19 protein-coding genes are annotated in these 22861 nt (G+C 61.4%); 3 read left to right on the forward strand and 16 right to left on the reverse strand.

Features of this window, described 5'->3' with window-relative positions; genetic code table 11:
• Nucleotides 1-38: 38 nt before the first annotated feature.
• The 5 genes from ACWNZ1_RS16070 to ACWNZ1_RS16090 all read right to left on the reverse strand — a co-directional run bounded on the left by ACWNZ1_RS16070 (nt 39) and on the right by ACWNZ1_RS16090 (nt 7766).
• Nucleotides 39-1415, reverse strand: coding sequence for an L-serine ammonia-lyase (locus ACWNZ1_RS16070; protein ID WP_456027744.1), 1377 nt, complete (start codon nt 1413-1415; stop codon nt 39-41).
• Nucleotides 1416-1554: 139 nt separating this feature from the next.
• On the reverse strand, nt 1555-4416 hold the full coding sequence (gene gcvP, locus ACWNZ1_RS16075) for an aminomethyl-transferring glycine dehydrogenase (RefSeq protein ID WP_456027745.1): 2862 nt from the start codon (nt 4414-4416) through the stop codon (nt 1555-1557).
• Nucleotides 4417-4426: 10 nt separating this feature from the next.
• Nucleotides 4427-4810 (reverse strand): glycine cleavage system protein GcvH, encoded by a 384-nt coding sequence (gene gcvH / locus ACWNZ1_RS16080; protein ID WP_135846893.1) that lies wholly within the window; start codon nt 4808-4810, stop codon nt 4427-4429.
• A 427-nt stretch (nt 4811-5237) separates the two neighbouring features.
• Entirely contained in the window at nt 5238-6746 is a 1509-nt protein-coding gene (locus ACWNZ1_RS16085) for a sigma-54-dependent transcriptional regulator (RefSeq protein ID WP_280944347.1), read from the reverse strand.
• A 114-nt stretch (nt 6747-6860) separates the two neighbouring features.
• Nucleotides 6861-7766 (reverse strand): LysR family transcriptional regulator, encoded by a 906-nt coding sequence (locus ACWNZ1_RS16090; protein ID WP_256453639.1) that lies wholly within the window; start codon nt 7764-7766, stop codon nt 6861-6863.
• 112 nt (nt 7767-7878) lie between these two features.
• Here ACWNZ1_RS16090 and ACWNZ1_RS16095 point away from each other — a divergent pair, with 112 nt between their 5' ends.
• Together ACWNZ1_RS16095 and ACWNZ1_RS16100 are read left to right on the forward strand one after the other, a co-directional pair.
• A complete protein-coding gene (locus ACWNZ1_RS16095) occupies nt 7879-8757 on the forward strand; it encodes an MBL fold metallo-hydrolase (protein WP_256453638.1) in 879 nt (292 codons plus the stop codon).
• 66 nt (nt 8758-8823) lie between these two features.
• A complete protein-coding gene (locus ACWNZ1_RS16100) occupies nt 8824-9438 on the forward strand; it encodes an NAD(P)-dependent oxidoreductase (protein WP_135846889.1) in 615 nt (204 codons plus the stop codon).
• A 48-nt stretch (nt 9439-9486) separates the two neighbouring features.
• Here ACWNZ1_RS16100 and ACWNZ1_RS16105 read toward each other — a convergent pair whose 3' ends face one another.
• The 11 genes from ACWNZ1_RS16105 to ACWNZ1_RS16155 all read right to left on the reverse strand — a co-directional run bounded on the left by ACWNZ1_RS16105 (nt 9487) and on the right by ACWNZ1_RS16155 (nt 21972).
• Entirely contained in the window at nt 9487-9816 is a 330-nt protein-coding gene (locus ACWNZ1_RS16105; protein WP_178084330.1) for a GlpM family protein, read from the reverse strand.
• A gap of 24 nt (nt 9817-9840) precedes the next feature.
• Nucleotides 9841-11169: a two-component response regulator AauR gene (gene aauR, locus ACWNZ1_RS16110; protein WP_135846887.1), complete on the reverse strand. Its 1329-nt coding sequence runs from the start codon at nt 11167-11169 to the stop codon at nt 9841-9843.
• The gene (aauS, locus tag ACWNZ1_RS16115) at nt 11166-13070 is read right to left on the reverse strand and encodes a two-component sensor histidine kinase AauS (RefSeq protein ID WP_135846886.1); all 1905 of its coding nucleotides are present in this window, start codon (nt 13068-13070) and stop codon (nt 11166-11168) included. Before aauS ends, aauR begins: the two co-directional genes overlap by 4 nt.
• A 161-nt stretch (nt 13071-13231) precedes the next feature.
• Nucleotides 13232-13966: an amino acid ABC transporter ATP-binding protein gene (locus ACWNZ1_RS16120; protein ID WP_003204983.1), complete on the reverse strand. Its 735-nt coding sequence runs from the start codon at nt 13964-13966 to the stop codon at nt 13232-13234.
• Nucleotides 13963-14634, reverse strand: coding sequence for an amino acid ABC transporter permease (locus tag ACWNZ1_RS16125; protein ID WP_135846884.1), 672 nt, complete (start codon nt 14632-14634; stop codon nt 13963-13965). Before ACWNZ1_RS16125 ends, ACWNZ1_RS16120 begins: the two co-directional genes overlap by 4 nt.
• On the reverse strand, nt 14634-15380 hold the full coding sequence (locus ACWNZ1_RS16130) for an amino acid ABC transporter permease (RefSeq protein ID WP_135846883.1): 747 nt from the start codon (nt 15378-15380) through the stop codon (nt 14634-14636). The genes ACWNZ1_RS16125 and ACWNZ1_RS16130 overlap by 1 nt, the downstream gene beginning before the upstream one ends.
• A 192-nt stretch (nt 15381-15572) precedes the next feature.
• A complete protein-coding gene (locus ACWNZ1_RS16135; protein ID WP_256453637.1) occupies nt 15573-16487 on the reverse strand; it encodes a glutamate/aspartate ABC transporter substrate-binding protein in 915 nt (304 codons plus the stop codon).
• A 357-nt stretch (nt 16488-16844) separates the two neighbouring features.
• Nucleotides 16845-18383 (reverse strand): glycerol-3-phosphate dehydrogenase, encoded by a 1539-nt coding sequence (gene glpD, locus ACWNZ1_RS16140; RefSeq protein ID WP_135846881.1) that lies wholly within the window; start codon nt 18381-18383, stop codon nt 16845-16847.
• A 312-nt stretch (nt 18384-18695) separates the two neighbouring features.
• Entirely contained in the window at nt 18696-19451 is a 756-nt protein-coding gene (locus ACWNZ1_RS16145) for a DeoR/GlpR family transcriptional regulator (protein ID WP_135846880.1), read from the reverse strand.
• 90 nt (nt 19452-19541) lie between these two features.
• The gene (gene glpK / locus ACWNZ1_RS16150; RefSeq protein ID WP_135846879.1) at nt 19542-21047 is read right to left on the reverse strand and encodes a glycerol kinase GlpK; all 1506 of its coding nucleotides are present in this window, start codon (nt 21045-21047) and stop codon (nt 19542-19544) included.
• Between the two features lie 73 nt (nt 21048-21120).
• Nucleotides 21121-21972, reverse strand: a complete 852-nt coding sequence (locus ACWNZ1_RS16155; protein WP_256453636.1) for an MIP/aquaporin family protein — start codon at nt 21970-21972, stop codon at nt 21121-21123.
• 310 nt (nt 21973-22282) lie between these two features.
• Here ACWNZ1_RS16155 and ybaK point away from each other — a divergent pair, with 310 nt between their 5' ends.
• Complete coding sequence (gene ybaK, locus ACWNZ1_RS16160; RefSeq protein WP_256453635.1) at nt 22283-22753, forward strand: Cys-tRNA(Pro) deacylase; 471 nt, start codon at nt 22283-22285, stop codon at nt 22751-22753.
• The last annotated feature ends 108 nt before the right edge of the window (nt 22754-22861 follow it).

The raw sequence follows: 22861 nt of genomic DNA on the forward strand, positions 1-22861 counted from the left end.
TCAGCTCCTGGAAAATGTGGAAGTGAGGCAAGCGCGCATCAGCATTCGATGATGTTGACCGCCAGACCGCCGCGGGCGGTCTCCTTGTATTTGCTTTTCATGTCGGCGCCGGTCTGGCGCATGGTGCGGATGACTTTGTCGAGGGAGACGAAGTGATGCCCGTCGCCGCGCATGGCCATGCGCACCGCATTGATGGCTTTCACCGAGCCCATGGCGTTGCGCTCGATACACGGCACCTGCACCAGGCCGCCGATGGGGTCGCAGGTCAGGCCGAGGTTGTGTTCCATGCCGATCTCGGCGGCGTTTTCCACTTGTTGCACCGTACCGCCCAGCACTTCGCAGAGGGCACCGGCGGCCATGGAGCAGGCCACGCCGACTTCACCCTGGCAGCCGACCTCGGCGCCGGAGATGGAGGCGTTTTCCTTGTACAGGATGCCGATGGCGGCGGCGGTCAGCAGGAAGCGCACCACGCCATCCTCATTGGCGCCGGGGATGAAGCGCATGTAGTAATGCAACACGGCCGGGATGATCCCCGCCGCGCCGTTGGTGGGCGCAGTGACGACGCGCCCGCCGTAGGCGTTTTCTTCGTTGACCGCCAGGGCGTACAGGTTGACCCAGTCCAGCACTGACAGTGGATCGCGCAGCGCGGCTTCGGGGTTCTTGCACAGCTGGCGATGCAGCGCCGCTGCGCGGCGCTTGACCTTCAGCCCACCCGGCAGAATCCCTTCGTTGCGACAGCCGGCGGCTACGCAATCCTGCATGACCTGCCAGATCTTCAGCAGGCCGGCGCGGGTTTCGGCTTCGGGGCGCCAGGCGCTTTCGTTGGTCAGCATCACCTGGCTGATGGACAGGCCGTAGGTGGTGCAATGGCCCAGCAGGTCCTTGGCGCTTTTGAAGGGGAAGGTCAGGGGCGTGGCATCTTCGACGATACGGTCGGCGCCGGCCGCGCCTTCGTCGACGACAAAACCGCCGCCCACCGAGTAGTACTCGCGGCTACGCACTTGCAGGCCCGCGGCATCGAAGGCACGGAAGATCATGCCGTTGGGGTGAAAGGCCAGCGGCTTACGGATCATCGCCAGGTGCAGTTTTTCGTTGAATTCGATGGCGTGCTCGCCGAGCAGATTCAGGCGACCGTTGCTGCGGATCGATTGCAGGCGGGCATCGACGGTTTCGGTATCCACGGTATCGGGGTGCTCACCTTCCAGGCCCAGCAGCACGGCTTTGTCGCTGCCGTGACCTTTGCCGGTGGCGCCAAGTGAGCCGTAGAGCTCGACCTTGACGCTGGTGGTGACATTGAGCAGGTCATCACGACGCAGCCCTTCAGCGAAACGGGCGGCGGCACGCATCGGGCCGACCGTATGGGAGCTGGAAGGGCCGATGCCGATCTTGAACAGGTCGAACACGCTTAACGACATGGTGTTTCTCCGGTTTCTTTTTATGAGGATCGACGAATATGAGTTTGGCGTAGATCCAATGTGGGAGCGGGCTTGCTCGCTCCCACAAGGGGATATGCGGTGTTGTTGAGAGGGCGGGCAAACCCGCCCCCTCCACAGGTCAAGCGTAGCTTTCGATCGACGGGCAGGCGCAGACCAGGTTGCGGTCGCCGAACACGTTGTCGACCCGGCCCACCGGCGGCCAGTATTTACCGTCGATCAACGACGCCACCGGGTATACCGCCTGTTCGCGGCTGTAGGGGTGGGTCCACTCGCCGACGATTTCCGCGGCGGTGTGCGGGGCGTTTTTCAGCGGGTTGTCGTCTTTGTCCAGGCTGCCGTTTTCTACCGCGCGGATTTCTTCGCGGATGCAGATCATGGCGTCGCAGAAGCGGTCCAGTTCTTCCTTGGATTCGCTTTCGGTCGGCTCGATCATCAGCGTGCCGGCCACCGGGAACGACATGGTCGGGGCGTGGAAACCGAAGTCGATCAGGCGCTTGGCCACGTCATCGACGCTGATGCCGCTGCTGTCCTTGAGCGGACGCAGGTCGAGGATGCATTCGTGGGCCACCAGGCCGTTGCTGCCGGAGTAGAGCACCGGGTAGTGCTCTTCCAGGCGCCGGGCGATGTAGTTGGCGTTGAGGATCGCCAGTTGCGAAGCGCGCTTGAGGCCGGCGCCGCCCATCATGCGGATGTACATCCAGGTGATCGGCAGGATGCTCGCGCTGCCGAACGGCGCCGCGCACACCGCGCCTTCCTTGCGTTCCATGTTGGCATGGCCGGGCAGGAACGGTGCCAGGTGGGATTTGACGCCAATCGGGCCGACGCCCGGGCCACCACCGCCGTGGGGGATGCAGAAGGTCTTGTGCAGGTTCAGGTGGGACACGTCGCCGCCGAACTTGCCTGGGGCGCAGAGGCCGACCATGGCGTTCATGTTGGCGCCGTCGATGTACACCTGGCCGCCATTGTCATGAATGATGCCGCAGATTTCGCGGATGCCTTCTTCGAACACGCCGTGGGTGGACGGGTAGGTGATCATCAGCGCCGCGAGGTGTTCGCGGTGCTCGATGGCCTTGGCGCGCAGGTCTTCGATGTCGACGTTGCCGCGGGCATCACAGGCGGTCACGACCACACGCATGCCGGCCATGTTGGCGGTGGCCGGGTTGGTGCCGTGGGCCGAGGACGGGATCAGGCAGATATCGCGACGGTCTTCGCCACGGCTCTGGTGATACGCACGGATCGCCAGCAGGCCGGCGTATTCGCCCTGGGAGCCGGCGTTGGGTTGCAGTGACACCGCGTCATAGCCGGTGGCGGCGCAGAGCATCGCTTCCAGTTCGTCAGTCAGTTGCTGGTAGCCGGCGCTTTGCTCGGCGGGGGCGAACGGGTGCAGGGCGCCGAACTCGGCCCAGGTCACCGGGATCATTTCGCTGGCGGCGTTGAGTTTCATGGTGCAGGAGCCCAGCGGGATCATGGTGCGATCCAGGGCCAGGTCCTTGTCGGCGAGCTTGCGCAGGTAGCGCATCAGCTCGGTCTCAGAATGGTAGCGGTTGAACACCGGGTGGCTGAGGATCGCCGACTGGCGCACCAGTTCGGCCGGGATGCGGCTTTGCACGGTGGCGGCCAGCGCAGTGAAGTCCGGCAGTGCCTTACCGTCGGCCAACAGGCTGCCTATCAAACGGAGCAGTGCTTCAACGTCGGCCTGGTTGGTGGTCTCGTCCAGGGACAGGCCCAGGCGTTCAGCGTCCACCACGCGCAGGTTGATGCGCTGGGCGCGGGCCTTGTCGTGCAGGGCGGCGGTTTGCGCGCCGGTGTGCAGGGTCAGGGTGTCGAAGAAGCTTTCTTGCTCGACGTTCAAGCCCAACGCGCCCAGGCCCTTGGCGAGGATCGCGGTCAAGTGGTGGATGCGGTTGGCAATCTGCACCAGGCCCTTGGGACCGTGGTACACGGCGTACATGCTGGCGATGTTGGCCAGCAGCACCTGGGCGGTGCAGATGTTGCTCGTGGCTTTCTCGCGACGGATGTGTTGCTCGCGGGTCTGCATCGCCAGGCGCAGGGCCGGTTTGCCGAAGCGGTCCACGGAAACACCGACCAAACGGCCCGGCATGTCGCGCTTGAAAGCATCCTTGGTGGAGAAATACGCCGCGTGCGGTCCGCCGAAACCCAGTGGCACGCCGAAGCGTTGGGCACTGCCGATGGCCACGTCGGCGCCGAATTCACCTGGCGCCGCCAGCACGGTCAGGGCCAGCAGGTCCGCTGCGACCGCCACCAGGGCGTTGCCAGCGTGGAAGCGTTCGGTCAGTTCACGGTAGTCGAACAGGTCGCCGTTGCTGGCCGGGTATTGCAGCAGTGCGCCGAAGAATCCTCTGACGTCGCTCAATTCGTGTTCATCGCCGACCACCACGTCGATGCCCAGGGGCTCGGCACGGGTGCGCAGTACGTCGAGGGTCTGCGGATGGCAATGGCGGGAAGCGAAGAACGCATTGCTGCCCTTGTTCTTGCTCAGGCGCTTGCAGAAGGTCATGGCTTCGGCGGCTGCGGTGGCTTCGTCGAGCAAGGAAGCGTTGGCGATCGGCAGGCCGGTGAGGTCGCTGATCAGGGTCTGGAAGTTCAACAACGCTTCGAGACGGCCCTGGGAAATTTCAGGCTGGTACGGCGTGTAGGCGGTGTACCAGGCCGGGTTTTCCAGCAGGTTGCGCAGGATCGGCGCCGGCGTATGGCAGTTGTAGTAGCCCTGGCCGATGTAAGTCTTGAACAGCTGGTTCTTGGCGGCAATGGCTTTGATCGAGGCCAGCGCATCGGCTTCGCTCTGGCCGTCGCCCATGTCCAGCACGCTGGTGCCCTTGATGCTTTCCGGGATGACACTGGCGCTCAACGCTTCCAGGGAGTCGTAGCCCAGGCGTTCGAGCATGGCTTGCTCGTCGCTGGCCCGCGGGCCGATGTGGCGGGCGATGAATTCGTTGGCGGTGCCGAGATTAACGGTCATGTTGCGCTCCTCAGGCTTCGGCGTTGGCTTTGATCAGGCGGTCGTAGGCGTCCTGATCCAGCAGTTGGTCAACTTGGGCGGCGTCGGCGGGCTTGAAGCGGAAAAACCAGCCTTCGCCCAGCGGATCTTCGTTGACCAGTTCCGGATTGCTCTCCAGGGCCGGGTTGATTTCGAGCACTTCACCGTCCAGTGGCATGTAGACGCCGCTGGCCGCTTTCACCGATTCCACGGTGGAGGCTTCGGCACCCTTGTCGTAGCTTTGCAGTTCCGGTAACTGAACATAGACCACATCGCCCAAGGCGTTCTGGGCAAACGCGGTAATACCGACGGTAACGCTGCCGTCGGCTTCAGTGCGCAGCCATTCGTGATCTTCAGTGAAACGCAACTCGCTCATGGAAACTCCTGGGGCCAGATTCGTCTGGTGGACGCGAAGAAAGGCGCGGGGCTTGGCCCGGCCGAATGGCTATACCCTTAGCAAGAATACGGCCAATGTTGATAAGTGTTTATAAATCAATGCGTTGGTTGATTTTTTTGCGAGACGAATGAATTCGGTTGTAGCGAAATCGCTACAGTTGCAGGCCTGGATAAAATCGTTGTGGGATCAAAGCCTTACTTGGCGCTGCTTAGCGGCTGCTGTAGCGATATCGTTCCACTGTAGCGCTTTCAGTACAGGTGGAGGTCGGTTTTGGCTCGGTTTTGAAGCCACTGGAGATTCCTTGTGGGAGCGGGCTTGCTCGCGAAGGCGGTGGGTCAATCGATATCCCATTGACTGTCACACCACCTTCGCGAGCAAGCCCGCTCCCACATTCGACCGCGTAAGGCTACGGCTTCCCGGAAATCCCATACTTGCGCAACCGGTGGGCGATCGCGGTGTGGGAGGTCTGCAGGCGGCTGGCGAGTTGGCGGGTGGAGGGATAGTTGACGTAAAGGCTTTCGAGCAGGTGTTTCTCGAAGCTTTCCACGGCCTGTTCCAGGCTTTCGACTTCCACATCGCCTTGACGCGCCACGGAAGTACCGGCGATGTCCAGGTCGCCGATGTCCACCAGGCTGCTTTCACAGATCGCGGCGGCGCGGAAGATCACGTTCTGCAATTGCCGCACGTTGCCCGGCCAGCGATTACCCAACAGTGCCGGGTAGGTGCCGGGAGCCAGGCGGCAGACCGGGCGCTGGATCTGCGCGCAGGCCTGCTGCATGAAATAACGCGCCAACAGCAGAATGTCCTGGCCGCGCTCACGCAGCGGTGGGACTTCGACGTTGAGCACGTTCAAGCGATAGAACAGGTCTTCGCGGAACGAACCTTCGCTGACCATTTTTTCCAGGTTGCGGTGAGTGGCGCTGAGGATCCGCACATTGACCTTGATTTCCCGGTCGCCGCCGACCCGGCGAAAGCTGCCGTCGTTCAAGAAGCGCAGCAGTTTGGCTTGCAGGTACGGCGACATTTCGCCGATCTCATCGAGGAACACCGTGCCCTGGTTCGCCAGCTCCATCAGTCCTGGCTTGCCGCCCCGTTGCGCGCCGGTGAAGGCGCCGGGGGCGTAGCCGAACAGTTCGCTTTCGGCCAGGTTCTCCGGCAGCGCGGCGCAGTTGAGGGCCAAAAACGGCGCACTGTGACGGGCACTGATGGCGTGACAGGCCCGGGCCACCAACTCCTTGCCGGTGCCGGTTTCACCCTGGATCAGCAGCGGTGCATCCAGGGCCGCGACCCGCTGGGCCCGGGCCTTGAGGGTGCGGATCGCTGGGGATTCACCGAGCAGCGCGTCGAAGCCTTCGGCGTGGTCGTGGTGCAGCGCCGACAGGCGTTCGCCGATGCGGTTCGGCTGATAGAGCGTCAGCAGGGCGCCGGCGTCCGTGATGGGGGTGGCGTCCAGCAGCAAGGTCTGGCCGTTGAGGGTGATTTCCCGCAGCGGCAGGCGGAAACCATTCTCCAGCAGGGTGCCCAACAGCGCTTCGTCCGCGAACAGTTCGGCGACGCTTTCCCCGGCCGGCTCACGACCGTACAGGGCGATCAACGCCGGGTTGGCGAGCAACACCTTGCCGGCGCTGTCCAGCGCCAGCACCGGATCGGTCATGGCCGCGAGCAGGGCATCGAGCTGCAAGTGCCGGCGCTGGCCCGGCAGGATGTCCACCACGGTCACCGCCTCCACGCCCCGCACGCTGAACAGCGCCTCGCGCAACTCGTCCAGCACTTGCGGGCTGAGGGTCGGGGCGTCGATGTAGACGTTGGGCGGCACCATCTCCACCGCATCCAGATTGAGATTGCGCCCACCGAGCAACGCCAGGACTTCCTGGGTGATGCCGACGCGGTCGATGAAACTGACGTGGATACGCATGGGGCGGTTTTGGGTTCTGGAATGCGGAGGGTGGCAAGTATGCCTTGGGGCGGGCTATTGGTGAAATCCTGGTGAAAAGCTTGAGATCGTACAGAGATCCCCTGTGGGAGGCAGCTATAACCCCACATCCCACTCCGGCCTCTCGGGAAACCGCAGCACCAAAAAATCCAGCAGGCTGCGCAGCGCCGACGGCATGTGTTTGCGGGATGCATACACCGCGTACATGTTCATCTGCCGGGGTTCGGCGTGGGCCAGCAGGCGGATCAGTTCGCCGTTCTTGATGTGGGTGCCGGCCTGATAGCTGGGCAGCATCGCCACGCCGGCGCCGGCTATCGTGGCCTGAAGCAATGTGCTGGCTTCGTTGGCGCTGATATTACCTTGCACCGGCACCGAAACCTGCTCGCCGTCCTGCTCGAAATGCCAAAGGCTCTTGCCGACGTAGGAGTGGGTCAGGCAGTTGTGCCGGCTCAGGTCTTCCACGCGCAGCGGTGTCGAGTGCTCACGCAGGTAACCGGGCGAGGCGCAGATCACCGAGCGACAGACTGTGAGGCGACGGGCGATCAGGTTCGGGTCCAGGTCGTTGCTCATGCGGATCGCCAGGTCGATGCGCTCGTCCACCAGGTTCACGGTGCGGTCGAGCATTTGCAGGTCGACGCTCACCCCTGGGTAGCGCACGACGAACTCGGTCATGGCGGACGCCAATTGGGCCTGGCCGAACGAGGTGCTGGCACTGATGCGCAGCATGCCTCGTGGCGCATCGCCCTGAGTGGTGACCGCTGCTTGCATGTCGCCAGAGAGCTCCAGCATCTGTCGACAGCGCGGCAGGATCTCGGAACCTGCGGCCGTCAGGCTCAGCTTGCGGGTGGTGCGGTGCATCAACCGGGCACCGACCCAGTCCTCCAGCTCTGCGAGATAACGCGATACCACCGGGCGTGACAGGTCCAGGTGCTCGGCCGCCGCCGACTGGCTGCCCAGGTCCACCACCGTGACGAACACCCGCATTGCTTGTAGACGATCCATGATTAGCCCGGTTTTAGAAACAAACTATGTTTCAGCATCGCATTTTTTAGAATGAATCAGGTAACTAAGCTCAGTCTCATCGCCTTTCGGGCATTTCGACAATGGAGCACACATGACCGGATTTACCCCACTCAAGCGCCTGCTGCTGGCAACTGCCTCGATGGCTTTCGCGGCCCACACCTGGGCAGCCGACCTTACGCTCGATGTCTACAATCCAGGCGCGGCGGCGGTTTTTCCGGTGACCTCGGTTTTGGTCAGCGGCGAAAAAGAAGCGATCCTGGTGGACGCCCAGTTCGGCAAATCCCAAGCCGAACAGGTTGTGGAAAAGATCCGCGCCAGTGGTAAGCGATTGACCACGATCTACATCAGTCACGGTGATCCCGACTACTATTTTGGTCTGGAAACCCTGACCACCGCCTTCCCTGAGGCCAAGGTCCTGGCATCCGCGCCGACCGTGGAGCACATTCAGCACACCATGGACGGCAAGCTGAAATATTGGGGGCCGATCCTGAAAACTGACGCGCCAGGCAAAGCCATCGTGCCTCAGGTCCTCAAGGGCGACAGCCTGACCCTGGAAGGCAAACGCTTGCAGATCGTCGGTCTTGATGGCCCGCAGCCGGACCGTAGCTTTGTGTGGATTCCATCGATCAAGGCGGTGGTCGGCGGCGTGGTGGTGGCCGAGAACATTCACGTCTGGATGGCCGACACCCAGACGCCGAAATCTCACCAGGATTGGTTGGCGACGCTGGCGGGCATTGAAAAGTTGCAACCGAACACTGTGATCCCCGGCCATTACCTGGGTGAAAGTGCCCGGTCCCTGGCCCCGGTGACATTCACCGCCGGCTACATCAAGGCCTTCGACGAGGAAAACGCTCGGGCCAAGGACTCCGCCGCGCTGATCGCCGCCATGAAGCAACGCTACCCGAACCTGGGCGAAGACAGCTCTCTGGAACTCAGTGCCAAGGTGGCCAAGGGGGAGATGAAGTGGTGAAACCCGATCTGTGATCGGAACCCCAAGAGCATTCATTTCAAACATCGCTAATCACTGGAGAACATCATGAGCAAAATCGCAATCATCGGCGCCACCGGTCGGGCCGGCAGCCAACTGTTGGAAGAGGCCCTGCGTCGTGGTCACAGCGTGACGGCCATTGCCCGCAATACCGCAAAAATCGGCGAAAGGGCCGGGGTGGTCTGCCAGCAGTTGGACGTGTTGGACAGCGAGGCCTTGATCGCAGCCGTCACCGGTCATGACGTGGTGATCAGCGCGGCCCACTTTGCCAGCGTGCCAGCCGACAAGCTCATCGCGCCACTGAAGGCCGCTGGGGTCAAGCGGCTGCTGGTAGTGGGCGGGGCCGGTTCGTTGTTGCTGCCGGACAACAGCCGGGTGATCGACAGCGAGGGCTTCCCGGAGGAATACCTTGCCGAAGCCAGCGCCGGTGCGTTGTTCCTCGACGTGCTGCGCAAGGAGCAGGACCTGGACTGGACCTTCCTCTCGCCTTCGGCGGAGTTCGTCGAAACCGAGCGCACGGAGCAGTTTCGTCTCGGCAAGGATCACCTGTTGTTCGACGATGCCGGACGCAGTTGGATCAGCTTTGCCGATTTCGCCATCGCGATGATCGATGAAGTGGAAACGCCACAGTTTTCGCGGGAGCGGTTCACCGTCGGGTACTGATCCACCCTTCACCGTGCAGGAGCCCGCGACGGCTCCTGCCGGGCACCATCAGCCGTGAACCCTCACCCAGACGCTGACCAGCACCGTCGCGGCCATCAGCCATGCCACCGCCGCCACGGCCAGGGACGCCTCCAGGCGCATGCGGTCGACCATTACATACAGCGTCGCCAGATAGACGAAATACGGAATGATCGACCACATTCCAAACACGATGGTGGTCTTCAGGTCCTCTACCGAGCGGCCTTTGCCGACAATGTAATGGGCGATCAGGGCGAATGTCGGGAACAGCGGCACCAGCCCGGCGATGTAATAGTTTTTGGTCTTGGCCAGCATCGCCAGGATGACCACCACGGCCGCACCCAGCGCCGCCTTGAAAATCAAGTCCACAGGTTTACGCCCCGGTTAATGGCTCAGGCCATACTTTTTGACTTTGTCGAACAGCGTGGTCTTGGCCATGCCCAATTCCAGGCTGGCCTGGGTCAGGTTGCCACCGCTGCGTTGCAGCGCGTCCACCAACAAATTGCGCTCGAAAGCTTCTACTGCTTCGGCAAAGGCCAGGCTCTGGTTGCCGCTGCTGGCTCCGGACTTCTTGAAGGCGGGTAAACCGAGGGCGTAGCGCTCGGCGACGTTGCGCAGTTCGCGCACGTTACCCGGCCAGTCGTGGCTCATCAGGTTCGACAGCGTCTGGTTATCCAGCTCCGGCACCGTACGGTCGAAGCGCAGGGACGATTGCTGGAGAAAGTGCTTGAACAATTGCAGGATGTCTTCGCGTCGTTCGCGCAGGGGGGGCAGTTCCAGGGTCACCACGTTGAGGCGGTAATACAAGTCGCTGCGAAACTGCCCAACCCGGCCCATTTCGTCCAGGTCGGACTTGGTGGCGGCAATCACCCGGCAATCCACCGCGACGCTCTGGTTTGAGCCCAGGCGTTCGAGAGTGCGTTCCTGCAACACCCGCAGCAGTTTGATCTGCAAGGGCAGGGGCATGCTTTCCACTTCATCGAGAAACAGCGTGCCGCCGTCGGCGTGTTCGATCTTGCCGATCCGACGTTTGCCGGCGCCGGTAAAGGCGTTGGCCTCGTGGCCGAAAATCTCGCTTTCGAACAGGTTCTCCGGCAGGCCGCCGCAATTCAGCGCGACGAATTGTTTTTCGTGGCGGCGGCTGAAGTCATGCAGGCAGCGGGCGACCAATTCCTTGCCGGTGCCGGTTTCGCCTTCGATCAGCACGTTGGCCGAGGTATCGGCGACGTTGGCGATCAGCGCTCGCAGGTGCTGCATGGCCGGTGAACGGCCAATGATCCGGCCTTCCAGGGTATCGCGCTCGGCCAGTTGCCGGCGCAAGGAGGAGACCTCACGGGCCAGGCTGCGCTGTTCCAGGGCGCGGCGGGCGACGTCCACCAGACGTTCCGGGGAGAAGGGTTTCTCCATGAAGTCGTAGGCGCCTTTTTGCATGGCGCCGACCGCCATGGAGATGTCGCCATGCCCGGTGATCAACACCACCGGCAGGCTGCGGTCCCGTGCCTTGAGGCGTGTCAGTAGCTCCAGGCCATCGATGCCCGGCAGGCGAATATCGCTGATGACGATGCCGGCAAAGTCATCGCCGACCCGCTCCAGGGCTTCTTCGGCGCTGCCCACGCCGACGCAGGGAATGTCTTCCAGGGTCAGCGCCTGCTGGCAGCCCAGCAGAACATGGGGGTCGTCTTCGACGATCAGTACGCTCAGGTCGTTGTTCATAGCGGCTCGGCAGGTAAAAGGCTTACCAACGGTAAACTGAGGACAAACGTGGTTCCATTGCCCTCGACCGGGTGCTCGACGCCCAGGTAGCCACCCGTGGCGGCGGCCAGGCTGGCGGAGAGCGTCAGGCCCAGACCCAGGCCTTGTTCGCCGGGTTTGGTGGTGAAGAAGGGTTCGAACAGATGCTTGCGTGCTTCTGGATCGATGCCGTGGCCGTTATCGCGCACGCGCAGGCGATATTTGCCGTCGCCGGCCTGGCCTTCGAGCCACAGATGCGGCTCGGGTTGGGTCTGCATGGCGTCCAGGGCGTTGCCGATCAGGTTCACCAGGATCTGCTCCAGGCGCGTCTGGTCGATTTGCACCTGGACGTCGTCGAAACTGGAATGGATCTGGATGTTCAAGCTTTCCAGGCGTGCGCCGAGCAGTTGCAGCGCGGCCTCGACGCCCTTGCCGAGGCTGGCCTGGCCCTGGTCGTCCCCGCGCCGGGCAAAGGAGCGCAGGCTGGCGGTGATGCGGCCCATGCGGTCGATCAAATCGTTGATGGTCTTGAGGTTGGCGCTGGCGATATCCAATTGACCGCGTTCCATGAAGCGCACGGTATTGCCGGACAAGGTGCGCAGTGCCGCCAGCGGCTGGTTGAGTTCGTGGGCGATGCTGGTGGACATCTGGCCGATGGCCGCCAGTTTACCGGCCTGCACCAGTTCGTCCTGGGCCCGGCGCAAGGTCTCTTCGGCCTGTCGCCGCTCGCGGATCTGGCCCTTGAGGCGTTCATTGCTGGCCCGCAGGTCGGTGGTGCGTTCGGTAATCCGACGCTCGAGCTGATTGTTGGCTTGTTGCAAGGCTTCCCGGGCGGCGAGGCGGGTAGCAATGACCTTGCGCCGTTCGTTCCAGGCAATCAGCAGGAACGCCACCAGGGCGAATGCCACCGCCACCAGGATGCCCTGGTTGATCGCCTGGCGACGCAGGTCTTCAAGCGGGGTCAGCAGGGTGAAATTCCACGGCGTGTCACTCAGGGGCCGGGTCTGGGACAAGTAGCTGATGGCGCGTTCGTCGGACACCAGTTCGGTGTTGGCCGGGAAGGTCAGCTTCTCCATGCCTTCGGCCAGTCGTTCCCTGGCCAGGGGCACCAGTTCGTTCAGCGGAAACCAGTAGTACTGCAGGCTGCGGGCCAGGCGCTCCTTGGTCTCATCACTGAGCGGGCGCACGGACTTGAGCCGCCGCGCCGGGTCGCTGGACAAGATGATGATGCCGTTCTCGTCACTGACGAACGCCTCCAGGCGCGCGCGCTGCCAGCGTTCTTCCAAGGCTTCGAGGCGCACCTTGACCACGGCGACGCCGATGATCTTGCCCTGTTGTTCCAAGCCATGGGCCAGGTAATAGCCGGGCTCGCCGTTGGTGCTGCCGATGCCGTAGAAGCGCCCCGGCTGGCCGCGCACGGCGTTCTGGAAATAGGCGCGGAAGGACAGGTCTTCTCCCAGGTAACTGTCGACGTCGCGCCAGTTACTGGTGGCCATGACCCGGCCGGTGGTGTCCATGACATAGATGGCCCGGCTGCGGCTGCGCCGGTTCAGGCCTTCGAGGTATTCGTTGACGGTTTTGCGATGTTCGGGCGTCGGGTCGTCGAGCAATTGCGAAACACTGGACTCAAGCTCCAGCAGGCTGGGCAGGTAGGTGTACTTGCTGATCTCGCTCTCCACCGCGCGGGCGTGCAGCTCCAACTGGCGCTCGCCGTTCTCGGCGAGGCCGCGAACGCCGTAGTGCTCGCTGATCCAGAAGCCGAGATAACCCAGGCCGATCATCAGGGCGATGACCAGCGGCGGCAGGAACAGATGGCGGATCAGGCGAGGTTTCACGGCAAGTGATGGCGGCGCGGCGCGATAGAGGGTGGGGTCGCATTTCATCACAGAAGCCTTGGGTCAACCACAACACAAATCGACAAACCAACACTGGATCCTTGTGGGAGCGAGCTTGCTCGCGATGACTGCTGATCAGCCGACAATGATGTTGACTGGCAGTCCGCTATCGCGAGCAAGCTCGCTCCCACAGGAGCGGTGCGTGTTGTTTAGTGCTGCAGGATTTTCTCAAGGAAATGCTGCGCACGTTCGGAGCGGGCGCTGATGTCGCCGAAGAACTCTTCCTTCTTGCAGTCTTCGATGATCTGCCCCTGGTCCATGAAGATCACCCGGTTCGCCACTTTGCGGGCGAAGCCCATTTCGTGGGTCACGCACATCATGGTCATGCCTTCGTGGGCCAGTTGCACCATCACGTCGAGCACTTCGTTGACCATTTCCGGGTCAAGGGCCGAGGTCGGTTCATCGAACAACATCACCACCGGATCCATCGCCAGGGCACGGGCGATCGCCACGCGCTGCTGCTGGCCGCCAGACAGTTGGCCCGGGTGTTTGTGGGCATGGGCCGACAGACCGACCCGCTCAAGCAATTGCAGGCCTTTCTTGGTGGCCTCTTCCTTGCTGCGGCCCAACACCTTGATCTGCGCGATGGTCAGGTTTTCGGTGATGGTCAGGTGCGGGAACAGTTCGAAATGCTGGAACACCATGCCCACGCGCGAACGCAGTTTCGGCAGGTTGGTCTTCGGGTCGGCGATGGACGTGCCGTCGACCACGATGTCGCCTTTCTGGAACGGTTCCAGGGCGTTCACGCACTTGATCAGCGTGGATTTGCCCGAACCCGAAGGGCCGCACACCACCACAACCTCACCCTTGCTGACCTCGGTGCTGCAATTGGTCAGTACCTGGAAGTCCCCATACCACTTGTTGATGTTCTTGATAGAGATCATACGGCGAACCTTTTTTGCAGACGCTTGACCAGCAGCGAGGCGGCAAAGCTGATTGTGAAGTACACGAGACCTGCGACGATCAGGAACTCATTGGAGCGGCCGATGATGTCGCCATTGGCCCGCGAAGCATTGAGGAAGTCCACCAGGCCGACCGTGTAGACCAGCGAGGTGTCCTGAAACAGGATGATGCTTTGTTGCAACAGCAGTGGGGTCATCTTGCGAAACGCCTGGGGCAGGATGATCAGGCGCATGGTCTGGCCATAATTCATCCCCAGTGCCTGGGCGGCGCCCATCTGGCCCTTGGCGATCGACTGCACGCCGGCCCGGACGATTTCGCAGAAATACGCAGCTTCAAACATCATGAAGGCCACGACGCAGGAGCCGAACGCACCGATCGGGGTGTCTTCGCCGGTGATCCAGCGCAACACGAACGGCACCGCCAGGTAGAACCAGGTGATCACCAGCAGCAACGGGATCGAGCGGAAGTAATTGACGTAGGCGCCGGCGATGTTGGAGACCAGCTTGTTATGGGACAGGCGCATCAGCGCCAGGATCGTCCCCAGGATGATCCCGCCGATGACGCCCATGACCATCAGTTGGAGGGTCATCAGCATGCCGTTCCACAAACCGGGAATGGCCGGGATGACGCCACTGAAATCGAATTCCATTATTTACCCCCCACGGAGATCAGGCCGGGCACCGAGACCTTCTTCTCGACCATGCGCATGAGCAGCATCAGGCTCATGTTCAGGGTGAAGTAGATCAGCGTCGCCAGGGTGAAGGCTTCGAACAGGTTGGCGGAGAACTCGGCGGTCTGTTTGGTCTGCGCGAGCAGCTCCATCAGGCCGATCAGCGAGGCCACGGAGGAGTTCTTGAAGACGTTGAGGAATTCCGAGGTAAGCGGCGGAATGATGATCCGGTAGGCCTGGGGCAGCAGCACGTTCCAGTAAATCTGCGGCAACTTGAAACCCATGGCACGGGCCGCGGATTCCTGGCCACGGGGCAGCGCCTGGATACCGGTGCGCACCTGCTCGCAAACCCGGGCGGCGGTGAACAGGCCCAGGCACACGACGACGCTCAGATAGGCCGAGGTGGTCGGGTTCAGGTCCTGCTTGTACCACTCCTGCATATCGGCGGGCAGCAGGTCCGGCACCAGGAAGTACCAGATGAACAGCTGAACCAGCAGCGGCACATTACGGAAGAGTTCCACGTAGCAAGTGGCGATACCCGACACCAGCCGGTTCGGCACGGTGCGCATCACGCCCAGTACCGAGCCCAGCAGCAGGGCGATGATCCAGGCCACGACGGCGATGGCGATGGTCCAGCCCAGACCGGCGATGTACCAGTCGAGATAGGTCTCGCTGCCCACGCCGGTGGACTTGAAGAACACGCCCCAGTCCCAGTTGTAATTCATTAGGGTCTCCCCTCAGATCGTTCGATGTACAAGTGCCCGCCTGGGGAAACTCCGTTCCCGTCCCGACTTGAGGGTCGGGCACACGCGATCGGCTCGACAGCCACCGGTTCGAGTGTTTCCAGAATATGCCAGCAGGGAGTGACCATCCCCTGAAAGAGCCGGGCTCTTCCAAGGGATAAGGTTAGTCAGAAATCAGGATTTCTTGTCGTCAGCCGCTTTGTCGGTCGGCTTGGCGATCAGTGCCTTGAGTTCGTCGCTCATCGGGAAGCTCAGGTTCAGGCCTTTTGGCGGGATAGGTTGCATGAACCATTTTTCGTAGATCTTGTTGATCTCGCCCGACGCGTAGGTGGCCTTGATGGCGTCATCGACAGCCTTTTTGAACGGCTCGTCGCCCTTGCGCATCATGCAGCCGTAGATTTCGTAGGACTGTGGGGTACCGGTCACGGCCCAATCGTCGGCTTTCTTGGCCTTGGCTGCTTCACCTGCCAGCAGGGCGTCGTCCATCATGAACGCAACGGCACGACCCGATTCCAGCATCTGGAAGGATTCACCGTGGTCCTTGGCGGAGATGACGTTCATGCCCATCTGCTTGTCGGCGTTCATCGCCTTGAGGATGCGCTCGGACGTGGTACCGGCGGTGGTCACGACGTTCTTGCCCTTGAGGTCGTCGAAATCCTTGTACTTGGAGTCTTTCTTGGACAGCAGGCGGGTGCCGATCTCGAAGATGCCCACGGAGAAGTCAACTTGCTGCTGACGCTCGACGTTGTTGGTGGTGGAGCCGCACTCCAGGTCCACGGTACCGTTCTGCACCAGCGGGATACGGGTTTGCGAGGTGACCAGGTTGTACTTGACCTGCAGGTTCGGCAGGTCCAAGTCTTTTTTGATCGCTTCGACGACTTTCAGCTGGATGTCGTGGGAATAGCCGACCGGCTTGCCGGAAGCGTCCGCGATGTAGGAGAACGGAATGGAGGCGTCGCGATGGCCAAGCGTGATGACGCCGGACTCTTTGATCTTTTTCAGCGTGCCGGTCAGTTCGGCTGCGAAAACCGGAGTGCTGATCAGAGCAGCAGCAATGGCTGCGCCCAGGAGATGGGGAACGATGCGCATCTATATTTCCTCGACATTGTTTTTCTTATTTAGCCGGTTCGTCGGCCCTGAGTGCTTCGAATGCTCGGTAGCTCCTGTTGTGTTGGCGTCCAGGCATTCGTCTCCCGGAGTGTAGAGCATGACTCGTGCCAGGCCAGGGCTGCTATCGTAACTTGTTGTTTTAAAATGAAATTAATGTTTTGTTTCAGGTTTTTGGCGGCTTGATTATCCGGTTAGCCGAATTGACTGGCGGGTTCTGTTCGGAAAACCGAATGGCTTGGGCCTGTCTCGCTCCCACAGGGGGTATCGGTGGACGCCAGATAGCAAAAAGCCCCTGAATCGATAGATTCAGGGGCTTTCGTATAAGCGGTTAACCGATCAGGCCGCTTCGATCTTGCGACGGTTTTGCTCAACTTTACTCAGGTACTGCTGCAGCTTTTCCTGTTCGACCGCAGTGGTGAACAGCCCCAGCTTGCTGCGGCGCCACAGGATGTCCTGGGCATCGACGGCCCATTCGTCGCTGCACAGGTAGTCGACTTCCCGAGTGTAAAGACCTGCACCGATGTGCTCACCCAGATCGCCGAGACTGTGCACGCCTTCGAGCATGCGCCAGGTGCGGCTGCCGTAGGTGGTGGCCCAGCGCCGGGCGATGTCGGTCGGCAGCCAGTCGAACTTGTCGCGGATCGCCGAGCAGAGTGCCTGCGGGGTGGTCATGTTTTCGCCGCCAGGGAGGGCTTCTATGGCGGTCCAGCTCGGACGCATCTGCGTGAAATACGGGGCCAGCTGCGCCATGGCCGATTCGGCCAGTTTGCGATAGGTGGTCAGCTTGCCACCAAACACCGACAGCAACGGGGCTTCTTCACCACTGCCGGAGAGCGCCAGGGTGTAGTCGCGGGTGACGGCCGACGGGTTGTCGGATTCGTCGTTGCACAGCGGGCGCACACCGGAATAGCTGTGCCGGATATCGTCGCGGCTGATCTGCTTCTTGAAGTGCGCGTTGACCACTTTCAGCAGGTAATCGGTTTCACCTTCGGTAATGGCCACTTTGGCCGGGTCACCGGTGTATTCACGGTCGGTCGTGCCGATCAGGGTGAACTGGTTCAGGTATGGAATGGTGAACACGATGCGCTGGTCTTCGTTTTGAAGAATGTGCGCGTGCTCGCCTTCGTAGAGTTTCGGCACGATCAAGTGGCTGCCCTGGATCAGGCGGATGCCGTAGGGCGATTCCATCTTCAGGTCATCGCGAATGAACTTGGCGACCCACGGGCCGGCGGCGTTCACCAGGGCCTTGGCGCGTATCGAAAACAGGCTGCCGTCGGCGCGCTCCAGATGCAGATGCCACAGGCCTTTGCTGCGGCGGGCGTTAACGCAGCGGGTACGGGTGTGGACATGCGCGCCTTTTTCCCGGGCCGCCATGGCGTTGAGCACCACCAGCCGCGCGTCATCGACCCAGCAGTCGGAGTATTCGAAGCCTTTGGTGATTTCGCTTTTCAAGGCGCTATCTGCACCGAACTTCAAGCTCTTGGAGCCGGCGAGCTGCTCACGTTTGCCCAAGTGATCGTAGAGGAACAGGCCGGCGCGAATCATCCAGGCCGGACGCAGGTGCGGGCGGTGGGGGAGCACGAAGCGCATTTGCTTGACGATATGCGGGGCCTTGGTCAGCAGCACTTCGCGCTCGGCCAGTGCTTCACGCACCAAACGGAATTCGTAATGTTCGAGGTAGCGCAGGCCGCCGTGGATCAGCTTGCTGCTGGCCGACGATGTGTGGCTGGCCAGGTCGTCCTTTTCGCAAAGGAACACCGAAAGACCGCGACCGGCAGCGTCCGCGGCAATCCCCACGCCGTTGATACCACCGCCAATGACGGCGATATCGTAAATCTCGGCGAGAGGGGGCGTAGGCAAGGTGGAAGTGGGCATCGGCTGGCCTCGGGTTCTTTTCGTAATATTTGAATTCGAACATTAATGTTCATTTTCGAAAATACTAGCCTATAAACTCGGCAACAGCCAGCTGACTTCGATTGAAAATACTGATCAAAGGAAGCTGAAAGGAAAATTTTCGAACATGAAGAAGGGTTGAAGCCGACAGGGTGGCCGTTGCGGCGAGGGGATTTGTGGGAGCAAAGCTTGCTCGCGAAACAGGCACCTCGTTCTATGTAGAAACCGTGTCGCCGTCATCGCGGGCAAGCCTTGCTCCCACAGCGGCCTCGCCACAGGGTATTGGGGAGGGCGTCAGACCACCTCCAGCCGAATCTTGTGCTGGCTCAGCAATTGCGCCAAAGCCGGCACTGGTTGCTGGTCGGTGACCAGGCAATCGATCAGGCTGATGGGGCCCAATCGAACCATGGCATTGCGTCCGAATTTGCTGGAGTCCGCCGCCAGCAGCACTTTCCTGGCATTGGCGATGATCGCTTGGGAAACCCGTACTTCCTGGTAATCGAAGTCCAGCAGACTGCCGTCCTCATCTATGCCGCTGATGCCCACCAGGGCGAAGTCGACTTTGAACTGGCTGATGAAGTCGACACTGGCCTGGCCGACGACGCCGCCGTCACGGCGTACGTTGCCGCCAGCGATCAGGACCTCGAAGTCGTCCTTGGCGCTGAGGATCGAGGCCACATGCAGGTTGTTGGTGATGACCTTGAGATGGTTGTGATTGAGCAGCGCCCGGGCGATGGATTCGGTGGTGGTGCCGATGTTGATGAACAACGAGGCGTGATCGGGGATCTGCGCGGCAATGGCTTCGGCGATGCGTTGCTTCTCGTCGCGCATCTGGTCGGCGCGCATGGCGTAGGCGGTGTTTTCCACGCTGGAATCGTAGGCAGCGCCACCATGGTAGCGGCGCAACAGGTTCGCTTCCGCCAGCTGATTGATGTCGCGGCGGATGGTTTGCGGGGTGACAACGAATAGCTGCGCCATTTCCTCGATGCTGACATAACCGCGTTCGCGGACCAGTTCGAGGATTTGCTGCTGACGGGGAGGCAGATTCATGGGCGTCCTTTGGGCTGCCGAAATTTGCCCATGATGCCGCAGGAATCCACTCCCGACCAGTTTCCCAGCCTTATCGTGCCCGGCCTCAGCTTATTCAGCGTCTTCGTGAGGCTCCCAATCGCGGGTGCGGCTGACCGCTTTCTGCCAGCCGGCGTAGAGTTTTTCTTTCGCTTGCTCGTCCAGTTGCGGTTCGAATTCGCGCTCGATCACCGCCTTGCCGCGCAGTTCTTCCAGGCTGCCCCAGAAGCCGCATGCCAGGCCGGCCAGGTACGCGGCACCCAAGGCGGTGGTTTCGCGCATTTTCGGGCGTTCGACCTGGGTACCCAGGATGTCGGCCTGGAATTGCATCAGGAAGTTATTCGCCACCGCGCCGCCGTCCACGCGCAGGGCCTTGAGGCGTTCGCCCGAATCCTGCTGCATGGCGTCAAGTACGTCGCGGGTCTGGTAGGCAATCGACTCCAGCGCCGCACGAATGATGTGATCGACTCGCACACCGCGGGTCAGGCCAAACAGCGCGCCACGGGCATAGGGGTCCCAGTACGGCGCGCCCAGCCCGGTGAAGGCGGGTACGAGGTAGACGCCATTGCTGTCCTTGACCTTGCTGGCAAAGTACTCGGTGTCGTGGGCATCGTTGATGACTTTCAATTCATCGCGCAGCCACTGCACCGTGGAGCCGCCATTGAACACCGCGCCTTCCAGGGCGTAGGCCACTTCGCCGCGCGGACCGCAGGCGATGGTGGTGAGCATGCCGTGATTGGATTTGACGGCTTTGGCGCCGGTGTTCATCAGCAGGAAGCAGCCAGTACCGTAAGTGTTTTTCGCCTGGCCCGGTTCTACGCACATTTGGCCGAAAAGGGCCGCCTGCTGGTCGCCGGCGATGCCGCCGATGGCGATGCCGCTCTTGGTACGGCCGTAGATTTCCGAGGAAGACTTCACTTGCGGCAACATCTCGCGGGGGATGTCGAGGATGTCGAGCATCTTCGCGTCCCACTCCAGTGAGTGAATATTGAAGAGCATGGTGCGCGAGGCGTTGGTGTAGTCGGTGACGTGGACCTTGCCGCCGGTAAATTTCCAGATCAGCCAGCTGTCGACGGTGCCGAACAGCAGTTCACCGTTGCGTGCACGCTCGCGGCTGCCTTCGACGTTGTCCAGGATCCACTTGAGCTTGGTGCCGGAGAAATACGGATCGGTGACCAGACCGGTGGTTTCGTTGATGTATTGCTCGTGGCCGTCGCGCTTGAGCTGCTGGCAGATCTCGGTACTGCGACGGCATTGCCAGACGATGGCGTTGTAGATCGGGCGGCCGGTGGTCTTGTCCCAGACCACGGTGGTTTCACGCTGGTTGGTGATGCCGATGGCGGCGACCTGGTCATGGTGCAGGCCGGCCTGGGCAAGGGCTTCGACCATCACCGCGCTCTGAGTGGCGAAAATCTCCATCGGGTCGTGTTCGACCCAACCGGCCTGTGGGTAATGCTGGGCGAATTCGCGCTGAGCGGTGCAGACCACGTTGGCGTCACGGTCGAAAATGATCGCGCGCGAGCTGGTCGTACCCTGGTCGAGGGCAATGATGTAGTTCTTGTTCTGAATGTCGGTCATGTCGATTGCCTTGGGACGAAAATAAGGGGAGAAGCCATGGCGCACGCTGGAAGGACCGCGTGCGCACACTGTTTCAGGATGTTCTGGGCTTGCCGTCAATGGCCGGTGTTGCATCCTTTGTAGCAGGTGTGGCGCTGGGCAGATGGCGGGCAATCAGCCCGCGATAGGCCGCAGCACCCAGGCACGCACCGAAAATCGGTGCAAAAATCGGAACCAGGAAGTACGGGATGTCGCGTCCCCCCGTGAGGGAAATTTCACCCCAGCCAGCGAAGAAAGTCATCAGTTTAGGGCCGAAGTCCCGTGCCGGGTTCATCGCGAAACCCGTCAGTGGCCCCATCGAGCTGCCAATCACCGCAATCAGCAGGCCAATCAGCAGTGGCGCCAGCGGGCCACGGGGCAGGCCATTGTTGTCGTCGGTCAAGGACATGATTACGCCCATCAGGATGGCGGTGATGATCATTTCCACCACGAACGCCTGGCCGGTGGACAGCGCCGGGTGCGGGTAAGTCGAGAACACCGAGGCCAGTTCGAGGCTGGCTTGGCTACCACGAATCATGTGCCGGGATTGTTCGAAATCGAAGAATAGATTGCTGTACAGCGTGTAGACCAGCAGCGCAGCGCAGAACGCACCGGCCACTTGGCTGACGATATAGAACGGCAGTTTGCGCTTTTCGAAGTCAGTGAAAAAGCACAGGGCGATGCTGACGGCGGGGTTCAGGTGCGCACCGGAAATACCAGCGCTGAGGTAGATCGCCATGCTGACGCCGATGCCCCAGATGATGCTGATTTCCCACAGGCCGAAACTCGCACCCGCGACCTTGAGCGCCGCAACGCAACCGGTACCAAAAAAAATAAGCAGGGCGGTCCCCAGGAATTCGGCCATGCACTGGCTGGAAAGGGACGGCTGTTGTGAAGCAATTGTCATTCAAACCTCGGTTCTTGTTGTTTTGCGGCGCCTTCGATACAGCCCGATGGCGCGATTTCCGCCGAGGCAGGACCTCCATCCTGATCTCGGGTTGCTGTTTGAGACATGCGTTATGACTTTCAGTTTCGAAAAAATATAGACAAGAAACGCTAGTGTCAAAGGTCGAAAGTGAACCGTCGGTCATATTTCAACTATTCGTGGCGTGAATGACGGTTTCATCGCCATCGCTCCGCCCGTATTGACGCCTTTTTGGCTGACGATGGCTTAGAATCCGGCCCACTGTTTTTTGATTTGCTTGTCAGGAGCCGTCATGACACCCGCATTGGATCTGCTGAAGAAAGTGCGCGCCGAACATCGCATCCACAGTTATGAACACGATCCCAAGGCCGCGTCCTATGGCCTGGAAGCGGCGGAAAAGCTCGGGCTGGAGCCGGCGCAGGTGTTCAAGACATTGCTGGCGGCCAGCGAGAAAGGTGAATTGCTGGTGGCGGTGGTGCCCGTGGCCGGGAGCCTGGATTTGAAAGGCCTGGCCCATGCCGCCGGGGTGAAAAAGGTCGAGATGGCCGACCCGGCCGCCGCGCAGCGTTCCACCGGTTATTTGCTCGGTGGCATCAGCCCGCTGGGGCAGAAGAAGCGTCTGCGTACTTTTATCGACAACTCGGCGCAACCACTGGCCAGCATTTTTGTCAGTGCCGGGCGGCGGGGGTTGGAGGTGGAGCTGGCGCCCACGGTTCTGGCCGAGCATACCGGGGCGACGTTTGCGGATATCGGGCGGGCCTGAATCCACTGGGGCCGCTTCGCACCCCAGCGGGAGCAAGCGCCCTCGCCACAATGGTGAAGGGCTCAAGCCTGGCAGGATTCTCACGCTAATCTGTAGGGTGAAAATTGC

It is taken from the genome of Pseudomonas sp. CFBP 5748 (assembly GCF_053850495.1).